The 13105-nt window shown below is 53.1% G+C and carries 10 protein-coding genes; 5 read left to right on the top strand and 5 right to left on the bottom strand.

Annotated elements, in window-relative coordinates; genetic code table 11:
* The first annotated feature begins 457 nt into the window (after positions 1-457).
* The 4 genes from KVT28_RS07605 (at position 458) to KVT28_RS07590 (ending at position 5420) form a co-directional block, all read left to right on the top strand.
* Positions 458-1435 carry a glycosyltransferase gene (locus KVT28_RS07605; RefSeq protein ID WP_217547447.1) on the top strand — a complete coding sequence of 326 codons (978 nt, stop codon included), beginning with the start codon at positions 458-460 and terminating at the stop codon, positions 1433-1435.
* Between the two features lie 16 nt (positions 1436-1451).
* A complete protein-coding gene (locus KVT28_RS07600; protein ID WP_217547445.1) occupies positions 1452-2759 on the top strand; it encodes an oligosaccharide flippase family protein in 1308 nt (435 codons plus the stop codon).
* Complete coding sequence (locus KVT28_RS07595; RefSeq protein WP_101762499.1) at positions 2756-3751, top strand: glycosyltransferase family A protein; 996 nt, start codon at positions 2756-2758, stop codon at positions 3749-3751. Before KVT28_RS07600 ends, KVT28_RS07595 begins: the two co-directional genes overlap by 4 nt.
* A gap of 379 nt (positions 3752-4130) precedes the next feature.
* On the top strand, positions 4131-5420 hold the full coding sequence (locus KVT28_RS07590; RefSeq protein ID WP_110867788.1) for an HAAAP family serine/threonine permease: 1290 nt from the start codon (positions 4131-4133) through the stop codon (positions 5418-5420).
* Between the two features lie 45 nt (positions 5421-5465).
* On the opposite strand, the gene KVT28_RS07585 is transcribed toward KVT28_RS07590, so the two are convergent.
* The 3 genes from KVT28_RS07585 to dbpA all read right to left on the bottom strand — a co-directional run bounded on the left by KVT28_RS07585 (position 5466) and on the right by dbpA (position 9947).
* Positions 5466-7022: a methyl-accepting chemotaxis protein gene (locus KVT28_RS07585; protein WP_101762497.1), complete on the bottom strand. Its 1557-nt coding sequence runs from the start codon at positions 7020-7022 to the stop codon at positions 5466-5468.
* Positions 7023-7463: 441 nt separating this feature from the next.
* A complete protein-coding gene (locus KVT28_RS07580) occupies positions 7464-8426 on the bottom strand; it encodes a chemotaxis protein (protein ID WP_008105989.1) in 963 nt (320 codons plus the stop codon).
* A 141-nt stretch (positions 8427-8567) separates the two neighbouring features.
* Positions 8568-9947 (bottom strand): ATP-dependent RNA helicase DbpA, encoded by a 1380-nt coding sequence (gene dbpA, locus KVT28_RS07575; RefSeq protein WP_101762496.1) that lies wholly within the window; start codon positions 9945-9947, stop codon positions 8568-8570.
* A gap of 402 nt (positions 9948-10349) precedes the next feature.
* On the opposite strand from dbpA, the gene KVT28_RS07570 reads away from it, so the two are divergent.
* Entirely contained in the window at positions 10350-10547 is a 198-nt protein-coding gene (locus tag KVT28_RS07570; RefSeq protein ID WP_039333073.1) for a hypothetical protein, read from the top strand.
* Positions 10548-10753: 206 nt separating this feature from the next.
* Here KVT28_RS07570 and KVT28_RS07565 read toward each other — a convergent pair whose 3' ends face one another.
* Positions 10754-12115, bottom strand: coding sequence for an amidohydrolase family protein (locus tag KVT28_RS07565; protein WP_217547443.1), 1362 nt, complete (start codon positions 12113-12115; stop codon positions 10754-10756).
* 88 nt (positions 12116-12203) lie between these two features.
* Positions 12204-13064: a LysR family transcriptional regulator gene (locus KVT28_RS07560; protein ID WP_192236741.1), complete on the bottom strand. Its 861-nt coding sequence runs from the start codon at positions 13062-13064 to the stop codon at positions 12204-12206.
* Between the last annotated feature and the right edge of the window lie 41 nt (positions 13065-13105).

Here is a 13105-nt window from a genome sequence, read left to right as displayed (position 1 = left end):
ACGCCAGCGTTTTTTTACGCTTACAACCAGACAGATAAAAATTTAATTTAAGTTCGCCGTGAATGACGTGGTGACGCTATTAAGCCAAATCACCGCAAGATAAAACGTAACTGGCTGAAAATTAACTGAACTCTTACGAGCGCAGCGCAGCCTTTTTATGCCTGAAAATGGGTTTGTGCGTAGTCAGTAAACAGGTAGCTGCAAGCCTGGGGCGGTAGCCTGCCTGTTTTACCTGACGAAAGCAGAATAAATCTGCACGGTTTATTTGGCGATTATCTTATTTAGCGATCTTTTTACAGAGAATTAAAGGCCAGTTTTATTTGACCTGAGGAAACTCTGAAATAGACAGGCAATAAATGTTAAGCCGGGCGCAAGCAACGTGCACTGTTAATCACTGCAATGTTCAGCAAATATTTTTCCGCCCGCAACTTTTACTCCGACAGAGTCCAGAGGTTATATGCAAAATCCCGTTAACGACGTTTTAATCAGCGTCATCGTGCCGGTGTATAACGCCGCGGCGTATCTGGAGCGATGCATTGACAGCCTGCTACAGCAGGAAGAAAGCCGTTTTGAAGCGATCTTTATTAATGACGGCTCCAGCGATAACTCGCTCGCGATATTACAGAATTACGCCCATTACCCACATTTTCACATTATCGACAAAACCAACGGCGGCGTTTCGTCGGCGCGCAATCAGGGCATTCGCGCCTCGCGCGGCAAACTGCTGTGCTTTTTAGACGCCGATGATTTTCTGCCGGCCAGCGCGTTTGCCACCTATGTGCGGCTGATGCAAAACAACATCGCCATGGTGGGTGGGGAATCGCAGCACTTCACGCCGCAAGGCGATCCGCTCGATTTCCCGGCCAATAGCAGTGACGTGCGCCAGCTGACCGCTTCGGCGGCGATCAACGATCTGCTCTATTTCAATCCGCGTCACGGCATCTGCGACAAGGTGTTTCGTGGTGATGTGATTCGTCAGCATCAGCTCACCTTTAACGAAGAGATTTATAACTTCGAAGATCTGCTGTTTGTGGTCAATTACCTGCACCTGCAACAGGATCGTCAGGTGATCTTCACCCAGCAGGTGGTTTATCACTATGTGGAATCCACCAACTCCGCCACGCGATCGGCGTTACGCGAAAAGCATTTCTCCTTTGCACGTTCCTTTAATGGCATGCAGGCGTTTTTATCCGCGCAGCATAGCCGCTGTTATTACCATCTCTATTTAAAAGTGACCTCGTCTTATATCTATAAAGCGCTGCACAGCGACGGATTCAGCCGCGCCTTTATTGATGAATATATTTCGCTCTACCGTCGCAGCTTCAAGTCCTATTTCACATCAGGATTGATGCTCAATCCGTGGAGCCTGTACTTTGCGCTGTTTTTTGTCAGTCCACGACTGGTATCGCGTCTGCGCCGCCTGGCACAGAAATAAACGCTGAGGTTGAGTTGTGAAAGATAAATTAAAAAATTCTCTGTGGATGATCGCTGAAAAGCTGATTGCGGTGTTCGGCCTGATATTTGTCACCTCTTATGTGGCGAAATATGTGGGGCCCACCACCTTCGGCATTATCTCGATTTCGATGCTGGTTTTTCAGTTCATCCAAAGCATCGCGCTGATGGGCAGCGATGTGATTCTGCTGAAACGCTTATCGCAAAATCATCACTCCGGCATGCGCTTAATGATGGCGACCTTTCTGCTGGTGTTAGTGATTTACGGCATTCTGGCAGCCAGCGGCATGCTGATTATGGGCGAAGAGTGGAGTGCTGAAGCGCGGGTATTTATCTGCGCAGCGGCGATTGCCTGTCTGTTTTCTTCGCTCGATCTGGTCAATATCTACAACGAGGCGATGCTTAATGCGCGCCTGAATGTCATCGCCAATCTGGCGGGGCTGGCGATCAGTTTAACCGTGCGCTTCTTTATTTCGTATTACGGTTTGGATCCGCAACTGTTGTCGATTCCGATCGTACTGGCGACCTTTGTTCCTTTTGCCATCAAACTCACGATATTCCTGAAATACCATCGTCAGGTACCGATTCCGGCACTGCGCCAGATGAAGAAATATTCACGCTATATGGTGGCGTCCGGTATTTCTCTGGTGTTTTCCGTGATTGCGGTGGCGATTTATACCCGCGTTAACCAAATCAGCGTGTCGTATTTCCTTGGTGTGAAAGAGGCGGGGATTTTCTCTGTCGCGCTGACGCTCGCCACCGCGTGGGTATTTTTACCCAATGCCTTGCTGGCTTCCTTTTTTCCGGCGTTCTTTGCCGAACGTGACGATCGGCAATCGATTATCAAAGCACAGAAATTACATCTGCTGGTGATTGGTGTCTCGTCGCTGGTGATTCTGGCGATTTGGTTATTGTCCGGATGGTTTATCCGTGACTTTTACGGTGCGGAGTATCTCGATGCGGTAGCGCCAACGCTGTTACTCAGCGTGGGTGCGATGTGCGCGGTGCTAAGCAGCGTGATGGATCGTTTCATTATTAAGTACAACGGATATCGCTATTTAGTGAAGAAAACCTTCGTGGTGTTATTAATTTGCGTGGCCTCCTCTTTATTGTTGGTTCCTTATTTCGGTTTAAATGGCGCGGCCATGAGCGTGGTATTAACCGAGTTTTTATCTTTCTCCCTGCTTAATTACTTTTTCCCTGCTCAACCCGTAATGCGTATTCATCAAATTTTTATCAATCCCAGGAAACTATGGCTGTTATTTAACAATATCAAAACCTCAGACAGTAAAGAGAGTTTATCATGAATGAAAAACCCCTGTTTAGTCTTATCATTCCCGTCTATAACTCACAAAAAACCATTAAACGTACTTTACTGAGCGTGCTTAAACAGACGTTCAGCAGTTACGAAGTGATTGTGGTTAATGATGGCAGCAGCGATTCAACCGCGAATATTCTGCAGGAGTTTAGTGCTTATTCGCAGGTCACGGTAATTCACCAAATTAATGCCGGTGTGAGCGCCGCTCGAAATAGCGGAATGCAGCAAGCCAGCGGTGAATATGTGTTATTCCTCGATGCAGATGATTGGGTGGATGATAACTTCCTGATGATCTTCAAACAGAATCTCGATGCCTGGCCAGCGGAATCTGTCGATTTGATGGTGGGCAACCTCAACGACAACCGCGTGGGCAAAGTGTCGCAGGCGGGCTTCTTCAGTCAGGAGGACATTCCTTATGTGCTCGGTGAGCTGGAGATGAGTGATAACATCGGTTATCTGCATAACAAATGTTATCGCCGTCAGATTATTGAGGAGTTGAACCTGCGCTTTTTGGAAGGTATCTCCATGAGCGAAGATTTGCTATTTAACCTTAAATTCTTCAGCTGCATTAGCAATTTTCTGGTCACGCCGGGTGCGGCTTATCATTATGAAGATGTGGCGGGTTCATTATCGAAGCGTAAAGTGCAATACAGTGAACTGAAAGTACGTAAACAGTTTCTCACCGCACTGTATGATTCGATCATCAGTAAATATCAGGCCAGCGATCTCGACTATTTCCTTAAAGGCATCTCCAAACGTGTGCTGGCGCTGGATATGCAAATCGTGACCGCAATGTATCACTCATCGTTTTCACCTGCGGATATTGCCCAGGAAATTGATCAAATAAAGCGGGGTAAATACTCAAAAGGTATTTTCATCCTGCTGAATAAAAATGAAAAATTGAAGTACATGATTATGAATTTGAATACACTCACAGCGTACTATTTTCTTTATGCACTCTACAGAATGCGCGCATTCTAATTAAATTCTCCCGGCGTTAGCCTCTGGACGCATTTGCTGTATCAGAGGCTAGTGGCCGGGGGAGTTGCTCTTGTGTCATTTGCACTACCCGTGGTAACAGCCCAGCGTTGCCACACCTTTCCACTTTCCTCACGCCTTTCTGCTGACTCCCCGTTACTCCTTCTTGCACTCATTCCGCGTCTCATGTCAAATAGCGCCCCATGCAATCGATTGCGCGCATGTTTCGTGCATTTACTACGGCGCAAAACATCAGGATGCGTGAATTTCATCTCATGAAGCGTCATCCTTTGCGTTCCGGCCGGGCGGAGCAGCCCACGCCATGATTGGTAGCCATCTTTGTGGCTGCATGTTGATAAAGCTTGAAATTCTGGAGAGACAGATGGACAACTCACAAACCGGTACGCTTGGCACCGTAGAAACGGCGGCTAAGGGCTGGCGTAAGAGTGATACCGTGTGGATGCTGGGTCTGTACGGTACGGCGATTGGTGCGGGCGTGCTTTTCCTGCCAATTAACGCCGGTGCAGGCGGGCTGATTCCGCTGATTATCATGGCGATTCTTGCCTTCCCGATGACCTATTACGCGCACCGCGCGTTAACGCGCTTTGTGCTCTCCGGTAAAAATCCCGGCGAAGACATTACCGAAGTGGTGGAAGAGCACTTTGGCGTGGGCGCTGGCAAGATTATCACCTTGCTCTACTTCTTTGCTATCTATCCGATCCTGCTGATGTACAGCGTGGCAATCACCAACACCGTGGATAGCTTTATCGTGCATCAGCTGGGGCTGGTTTCGCCGCCGCGTGCGCTGCTGTCGCTGATTCTGATCATCGGCATGATGACGGTGGTGCGCTTTGGCGAACAGATGATTGTGAAAGCGATGAGCATACTGGTGTTCCCGTTTGTGGCGGTGCTGATGCTGCTGGCGGCTTATCTGGTACCGCACTGGCATGGTGCAGCGCTGGAAACGTTGTCGTTAGATGCGAATGTAAGCGGCCACGGCATTCTGATGACGCTGTGGCTGGCTATTCCGGTGATGGTGTTCTCCTTTAATCATTCGCCGATTATCTCCTCTTTTGCTGTTGCCAAGCGCGATGAGTACGGCGCAGGCGCGGAGAAGAAGTGTTCGCGCATCCTGGCGAACGCCCATCTGCTTATGGTCGTGACGGTGATGTTCTTTGTGTTCAGCTGCGTGCTGAGCCTGTCGCCCGCCGATCTGCAGGCGGCGAAAGATCAGAACATCACCATTCTGTCCTATTTAGCCAACCACTTTAATGTACCGATGATTGCGTGGATGGGGCCGATTGTGGCGATGGTGGCGATCACGAAGTCGTTTCTCGGGCATTATCTGGGGGCGCGTGAAGGGTTTAACGGCATGGTGGTGAAGTCGCTGCGCAGCCGCGGTAAAACCGTCACGCCGCAGCGTCTGAATCGCCTGACCACCACGTTTATGCTGCTGACCACCTGGCTGGTGGCAACGCTGAACCCCAGTATTCTGGGCATGATTGAAACGCTGGGTGGGCCGATTATTGCGATGATTCTGTTCCTGATGCCGATGTATGCCATTCAGAAAGTGCCGGCGATGCGTCAGTACAGCGGGAAAATCAGTAACGTGTTTGTGGTGATCGTTGGCGTGCTGGCGATTTCGTCGATTGCTTATTCGCTGGTCAGTTAAGCATACATATCAGAAAGGTCGCCAGGCATGGCGACCTTGTCATAACTACACCGCAGCCGTTTTAAACACACTCATCGACTGCGCCAGGCGATCTGCCTGTTCCTGCAACGCCTGCGACGCCGCTGAGGCTTCCTGCACCAACGCGGCATTCTGCTGCGTCACCGCCTCCATCTGCGTAATCGCTGAGTTGATCTCGCTAATCCCGCTACTTTGCTCGCTGCTGGCAATGGTGATTTCGCTCATAATATCCGCCACGCTCTTCACGCTGTTGACCACTTCACCAATCGTTGAACCGGCGTGCGTCACCAGACGGCTACCTTCATCCACCTGCGCGACCGAATCCTCAATCAACACCTTGATCTCTTTCGCGGCAGATGCCGAACGCGCCGCCAGATTACGTACTTCGGTGGCTACCACGGCGAAACCACGGCCTTGCTCACCGGCGCGTGCGGCTTCGACCGCGGCGTTAAGGGAAAGTATGTTGGTCTGGAAGGCGATGGAATCGATCACGCTGATAATATCGACGATCTTCTTCGAAGAGAGCGTTATGGCTTCCATCTTCTCGATCACCTGTTCCATCACCACGCCGCCTTGCTTCGCCACGTTGGAGGTGTTGGCCACCAGCTGATTAGCTTCCCGCGCGTTTTCGGCGTTGTGCTTGACGGTGGCGGTCATCTGTTCCATCGCCGATGCGGTCTCTTCCAGCGAGCTGGCCTGCTGTTCGGTGCGTGATGAGAGATCGATGTTACCGCTGGAGATTTGATTCGAGGCGACAGCAATGGTATCGGAACCGGCGCGCACATCGGAAACGATAGTGAGCAGATTGTCGTTCATCGCCTGCAGCGCCTGCATCAGCACGGCGGTTTCATCTTTACCGCTGATTTCAATGTGCGAACTGAGATCGCCTGCCGCGACTTTCCCGGCGATTTCCACCGCTTCATTCAGCGGACGCACAATTGAACGCGTCAGCATAAAGCCTAATACGATGGAGGCCGCAATGGCGAGAGCGGAGAAGATTAGCGTCATCTCAATAGCGGACGATCCGTTATCAATAATCTTCGCGCCTTCTTGCTGTAACTGCTGCGATTGCGAATCGGCAAACGCCACCGCGCTCGCCAGGAAAGCGTTTTGCGTAGCGGTAATGGATTTCAGTACATAGGTGCTGGCGGCGTCTGCATCGCCAGCGCGTACCAGCTCAATCAGCTGATGTTTCTCGGCCTCGAATTTGTCACTGGCCGCCAGCAGCCCGGCGATTTTCTTTTTACCCACTTCGGTAACCTGTATCGCTTTGATTTTGTTCATCGCGTTGTTGGTATGCTCAGTGGCTTCGGCGAGTTGCTGATAACGTTTAACGTTATTTTCCGGACGCGTGGTATCAATCACGATGCCACGCAGATATTTAATTTGATCGTTAACACCGTCACGGACGTCAAAACCAAGACGCACTTTCACGTAACGGTCTTCCACAATCGACGTAATACCGGTTTTGATGTTGTTAATTTTGGTAATCGACGTGATGCCGACAATGACTAACAGTGCCACCACTAAACCAAAGGCGATGCCCAAACGGACGCCGACCTTCATATTCTTTAAGCTCAACATTGGTTCTCCCCGTAATGCCAAAAATTGATGTTTTCAAGACGGAAAAGCAGGCAAGGCGCCCGCGTCAGGTTGATGTTTTCTAAGGTAAAAATGGTTACGCAGCGTGACAAATCTGGTATGGCAGCACCAGCGCAAGCGCTATCTGTTATCGGTTGTTAATGTTTTAACTTTAATTTTTTAGAGATGCGTCACGGTTTGGTTAATGACGTTAACCTTGATTTTTGACTGGATGGGAAAGTTAGGCGGGAGGATCCTGGTTGAAGGGTCGCCAGGAATGGCGTAATGCCGATCAGTTAAGCACCTTATCAAATCACCGCACATTCCGTAGCGGCGCGATTTATCGCGCAATGAATTGCGCCGCTACAAGGTGTGCTCTGGTAATTAAGGGTTTTCAGGTCTTAACTGACAAGCATTACGCTATGAACGGTGGCGTTACGATCATTAACGCGGCTTTTTCAGCACGCCGTGGATCACATTCGACAGCTCGTTGATTTCGAACTTCGCCACGTAACCATCGGCACCGACTTTGCGCACGTGATCTTCGTTGGCGCTGCCGGAGAGTGAAGAGTGGATCACCACCGGAATCTGGCGCAGGTTGTTATCGCGTTTGATGTTGCGCGTTAAGGTAAAGCCATCCATCTCCGGCATTTCGAGATCGGTCAGCACCAGCGCGATCTTGTCGTGGATCGACTCACCGTTTGCAGCCGCTTCTTTCTGCATTTCGTTAATTTTGATCCAGGCTTCCAGACCGGTGTTGTGCATAATCGCCGGGATGCCCATGCTTTTCAGGCCTTGCTCCAGCAGCTGACGCGCCACTTTGGAATCTTCCGCCACAATCGCCACTTGGCCAGGCTTCAGATTGAAGTCTTTGGCGGTCTCTGCGCTTGGCTCAACGCCGCGCACTGAAGGAATGATGTCATACAGAATCTGCTCAACGTCCAGCACCATCGCCAGATTATTGCTTTGGCCGTCGGTATCCAGACAGGCGATGCTGGTGATGTTGCGGCTACCGATGCCCGCTTCCGCCGTGTGCACCTGGCTCCAGTCGAGACGCACAATGTTCTCCACCGATTCCACCGCAAACGCCTGAGTGCTGCGCGCATATTCGGTCACCAGCAGCAGGTTAAGGCCGGTTTCTGGTTTGCAGCCGGTGACGGCGGGCAGATCGATAACCGGAATAAACTGGCCGCGAATACTCGCCATGCCAAGCAGCGGCGATTGCATGCCAGCGGCGCGAGTGATGGTGGGCATCGGCACGATTTCACGCAGTTTAAACACGTTGATGCCGTACAGCTCAGATTTGCCTTTCAGCTGATCGGAACCCAGTCGGAACAACAGCAGTTCGAATTTATTGGAAAGCGCAAGGTTGGCGCGTTCATCGATCTCTTTCTGAAAATTATCCATCATGGCCTCGGAGCAGATCTGGGCTGAGTAAAGGGCAGGGCAATATCGCCATGATTAACTTATCGGCAGAAGAGAAAAAAAATGAAGGGGGAGATAACGGAAATTTTAGCGTGAGAGCGATCGCCCTCACGCGGGTACCCTTTACTTCAGCAGAATGGCGCGCACGCTTTTGCCTTTGATCTTGCCCTCTTTCAGCTTGATCAGCGCTTTCTTCGCCTGAGCGGCGTCGATGGCAACATAGGCGTGGGTGGCGGTCATATCGATCTTGCCGATCTGGTCGCCGCTAAAACCGGCTTCACCGGTCAGCGCGCCGAGAATATCGCCCGGACGGATTTTGGCTTTGCGGCCGCCATCAATACACAGCGTCATTTTGGTCGCCGGCAGCGATTTGGCGCTGGTGCCTTTCAGCGAGCTGGAGGAAACCCAATTGAGCTTCTGCTGCAGATACTCTTCCAGCGCATTGGCGCGCACCATTTCGTCGGGGGCAACAAAGCTTACCGCCAACCCTTTCTCACCGGCGCGACCGGTACGGCCGATGCGATGAATGTGTACTTCCGGATCCCACGCCAGCTGGAAATTCACCACCAGCGCCAGCGATTTAATATCCAGACCGCGTGCAGCGACGTCGGTGGCGATCAATACGCGGATGCTGCCGTTGGCGAAGCGAATCAGCACGCGCTCACGATCGCGCTGCTCCAGATCGCCATGCAGCGCTAACGCACTGATATCACGCTCGTTCAGCGCGGCAGCAACGTCGTCACACTCGCGCTTGGTGTTACAGAACACCACGCAGGAGGCCGGTTGTTGCTGGCTGAGCAGCGCGCCGAGCAGGCTGTGGCGCTCTTTGGCGCTGGCTTCAATAAACTGCTGCTCGATGGTCGGTAACTCGGTTTTATCTTCGGTGGCGACCGCCAGCGCATCGCGCTGAAAACGCTGGCTGAGACTGGCGATGGTATCCGGCCAGGTGGCAGAAAACAGCAGCGTCTGGCGTGTTTCCGGCGTAAAGCCGATGATCGCTTCCATATCGTCGCGGAAGCCCATCTCCAGCATACGATCGGCTTCATCCAGCACCAGCGTTTGCAGCTGGCTGAGATCAAGGTTGTCACGCTTCAGGTGATCGAGCAAACGGCCCGGCGTGCCGACCACGATATGTGGCGCATGCACTAAAGAATCACGTTGCGCGCTCATCGGCTGGCCGCCGCACAGCGTCAGAATTTTGATGTTGCGGGTAAAACGCGCCAGCTGACGCAGCACGTTGCTGACCTGATCGGCCAGTTCACGCGTCGGGCACAGAATCAGCGCCTGGGTGTGGAACTGGCTGTTATCGATGCGGTTCAGCAAACCCACGCCAAAGGCGGCGGTTTTGCCACTGCCGGTTTTCGCCTGCGCACGCACGTCGCGCCCTTCCAGAATCGCGGGTAGGGAAGCGGCCTGAATCGGCGTCATGGCGTCGAAACCCATCTCGCGCAGGTTATCGAGTTGGCTGGCGGGCAGTTGCGTCAGGGTAGAAAAAGCAGTCACGGGAAAGTCTCTAATTGCGGGTAGGATGGCGGCGGTCAGTCTGGCAGAAAGGGGCGTCATCGGCAATGGCAAAAGCGCTTCTGCTGCCTGCCTGAAAACCGTTAGTGTTATAACAGGCTTGTCTCGTTTTTATACGCATACTGTTGCGAAGTTCTAATGCTTTTGTGGTTGATTTTATTCTGCAATGAAGGCGCTAAACCTCGACATATTCAACGAAAAAGGAGAATTAGCGTTATTAAACAAGCATTATCAGGGTTTGTTAATGCTTACTTATAAGTATTGTGCTAATGAATGGCTTCGCTTAGGTAAAATTCTGATTAAAACGAATAGCCGATTTGCTTTATATTTACCCCGCCGTTTGGCTAATCAGTAAATACCCATAATATTTCAGAGGTCATTTCATTGAGTCATTATGTCCAGGGACAAAACGAAGACATTCTGAAAATCGTCGGCCGCGCCGTGTTAACGCTGCATCTGCATGGAGAAACCTTATCTTCGGATAAAGTCAGCTCTATGATTGCCTGTTACGCGGAAGAAGAGCCTGTCAGCGACGATGAAAACCAGCGGCTGTATGCGCTGGCGATTCAGATGCTTTCGTAAAATCCAGCACTCACCGGGTGTGCGCATGCTGCCTGTTTATGTCGTACGTAAAGCCTCCTTGCGGAGGCTTTTTTGTTGGGTGCCTTCAGCCACAAGCTGCATACCATTGTAGCGGCGCAATTTATTGCGCTATGTCGTGAAGGGCGCGGTGCCGCCATTAATACGCGCGATAAATCGCGCCGCTACGGGAATGTGCGATTTTCTGCTTAAGCACTGAAAACTGGCAATCCGCGGTGGAAGGTGGCGCGGACCGGCGAGATGCGGGCAACGGCTTCGGCGGAGCAGCTGGCCTCGACCAGCATCATGCTGGCTTCATCGTCGACCTTCGGCCACTGACGTTCGCCCTGATTCGACAGCGGCAAAATCCCGCCGGTGGCGATATGCAGCGCGCGGCTCAAACCGAACTCATCGGAACCGCGATACAGCTGCGCGTACAAATTGGCTTTCTCCAGCATGCTGCCGGTGCCAAACGGTGACCAGTGATCGATCACGCTGTCCGTGCCGGTCATCACCGTGATGCCCGCCGCCTGCAGCTGCGGCAGCGGCATGGTCAGTTTGCCAATCGGAATGGTCGACGCCACGCTCATCTGCTGCTCGGCCATGCCCGCAATCATCTGATCCAGCGCTTTGCCTTCCAGCGTGCCGAGCGCAAAACCGTGGCTCAGCGTCACTTTACCCTTCAGCTGCGGGTTTTTCGCGATGGTGTCGATCATGTATTGAATGGCCGCCACGCCGGATGGCGAGGTTTCGTGCAGATGGATATCCACGCTGCGCTGGAAATCGAGGGCGATCTGGAACATCGCATCCAGCGACGCCTGCATCGCGCCATCCACGTTGGTGGGATCGAGCCCGCCGACAAACTGCACGCCCATCTGCATCGCTTCGCGCATCAAGCCATCAACCTTCGAATGCAGCAAACCGTGCTGCGGGAAGGCAACGATTTCACACGGGAATTCCGCATGATTCGCTAGCGCCAGCTTGAGATGCTCAAGGCTTTTCAGGCCGCTAACCGGATCGATATTGCAGTGGCTGCGCGCTTCGGTGGTGCCTTTGCTGTGCAGCAAACCAATGATCGCTTCGGCACGCGCCTGCGACGTTGGCAGCAGTTGCGGGATCAGCACCTGTTCGCGCGCAATCATATCCATGATGGTTTTGCCCTGACGCGGACGTGGCGCTTCCCACGGACCACCGTAAAAGGTTTTGTCGAGATGGATATGCATATCACGGGTGCGCGGCAGCAGCAGGGCACCGTTGGCATCCCACTGTGGCAGGGCGGCGTTACGCGCTTTGCCTGCGGCATCAATCGCCGCGAAAGTGCCGTCTTTGATGGTGATGTCGTACAGCGCGGTGCGCGTGGCGATCACCTCTTTACCGTCGCGCTCAAAGCCCTCTTCGAGGCGGACATTGAGCAGCTGGTAATGCGCAACGCGCGGTGGCGGCGTGTGCGGCTGTGTGCTGTTAGCGAGCAGCGGTGAAGCGGGTGCAGCGTAGCTGATGCCGGCGGCCAGCAGGCTTCCGGCGGCGGTCAGACTAAGAAATTCACGACGGCTGGGAGAGGTCAGTTGCATCAGCGGTTCCATCAAATGAGAAACGCTTAATCTGGCAAAACTCAACGCAGCGCGCTGCGATATTTGCCACTGGTTAGCAGTGGAAAAATCACTGCCACTGCAGCTGACAAAAGGTCACCAGCGCGGCGGCCAGCGCCTGCTGCAGTTCGTCCTGCGGCGCACGGCAAAATAGCGCCAGTTCAAAATGGTTGATGGTGGGTAAACCATCGGCTTCCCCTAATACGCGATGCTCAGGCAAGCGGCAGCTGGCGGGCAGCAGCGTTAAGCCCAATCCGGCGGCGCTGGCGCTGGCGAGCGCCACCAAACTGGCGCTGCTGTAGCTGATGCGCCAGCTGCGGCCGAGGCTATCCAGCGTCTGCGCCATCTCCTCGCGATATAAACCGAGCTGCGGGAACACCACCAGCGGCACCGGCGTTTGCTCAAAGCAGGGATGTGCGGCGCTGTCCAGCCACAGCAGCGGCTCGGGGCGCGCAGCCAGCGGACGTTCACCGCCCGGCTGTTTGATCAGCATGATATCCAGCTCCTCACGCTGCCAGGCGCGATGCAAATCGACATACATGCCGCTCATCACATCAAGGCGCAGTTGCGGATGTTCGCGACTGAACTCCGCCAGCAATCCGGCGGTCGGCGCGGCGAAATCCTCAGGCACGCCAAGGCGCAGCACGCCGTCGCGCCATTTATCGCTCAGCACGTCGTGCGCTTCGCCGTTTAACGCGATGATGCGGCGCGCATAGCCCAGCAGCTTTTCGCCCTCTTCGGTGAGCGCCACCTGATGCGACGTGCGCTGCAGCAGCGGTTTACCTATCATCTCTTCCAGCCGACGCACCTGCTGGCTCACGGTGGATTGCGACAGATGCACGCGATCGGCGGCGCGGGTGAAGCTGGCGGTTTCGCACACCGCGACAAAACTCAGCAGTTGCTGCGGGGTAAACATCGGCTGACGATTCATTTTTCCACTGGTCGTTATGGTGTTATTTCATTTCCAAATAG

Source organism: Pantoea sp. GbtcB22 (assembly GCF_019091025.1).
In the GTDB taxonomy this organism is placed as follows: Bacteria; Pseudomonadota; Gammaproteobacteria; order Enterobacterales; family Enterobacteriaceae; genus Pantoea; species Pantoea leporis.
Note: the sequence above shows the minus strand (reverse complement) of the source record. Positions and strands in the feature narration are given on the sequence as shown.

What these genes read in the sequence shown, in the direction of transcription:
- KVT28_RS07605 (WP_217547447.1), top strand. Translation starts at nt 458, where the DNA reads ATGCAAAATCCCGTTAACGACGTTTTAATCAGCGTCATCGTGCCGGTG.
- KVT28_RS07595 (WP_101762499.1), top strand. Translation starts at nt 2,756, where the DNA reads ATGAATGAAAAACCCCTGTTTAGTCTTATCATTCCCGTCTATAACTCA.
- KVT28_RS07590 (WP_110867788.1), top strand. Translation starts at nt 4,131, where the DNA reads ATGGACAACTCACAAACCGGTACGCTTGGCACCGTAGAAACGGCGGCT.
- KVT28_RS07585 (WP_101762497.1), bottom strand. Translation starts at nt 7,022, where the DNA reads ATGTTGAGCTTAAAGAATATGAAGGTCGGCGTCCGTTTGGGCATCGCC.
- KVT28_RS07580 (WP_008105989.1), bottom strand. Translation starts at nt 8,426, where the DNA reads ATGGATAATTTTCAGAAAGAGATCGATGAACGCGCCAACCTTGCGCTT.
- KVT28_RS07565 (WP_217547443.1), bottom strand. Translation starts at nt 12,115, where the DNA reads ATGCAACTGACCTCTCCCAGCCGTCGTGAATTTCTTAGTCTGACCGCC.
- KVT28_RS07560 (WP_192236741.1), bottom strand. Translation starts at nt 13,064, where the DNA reads ATGAATCGTCAGCCGATGTTTACCCCGCAGCAACTGCTGAGTTTTGTC.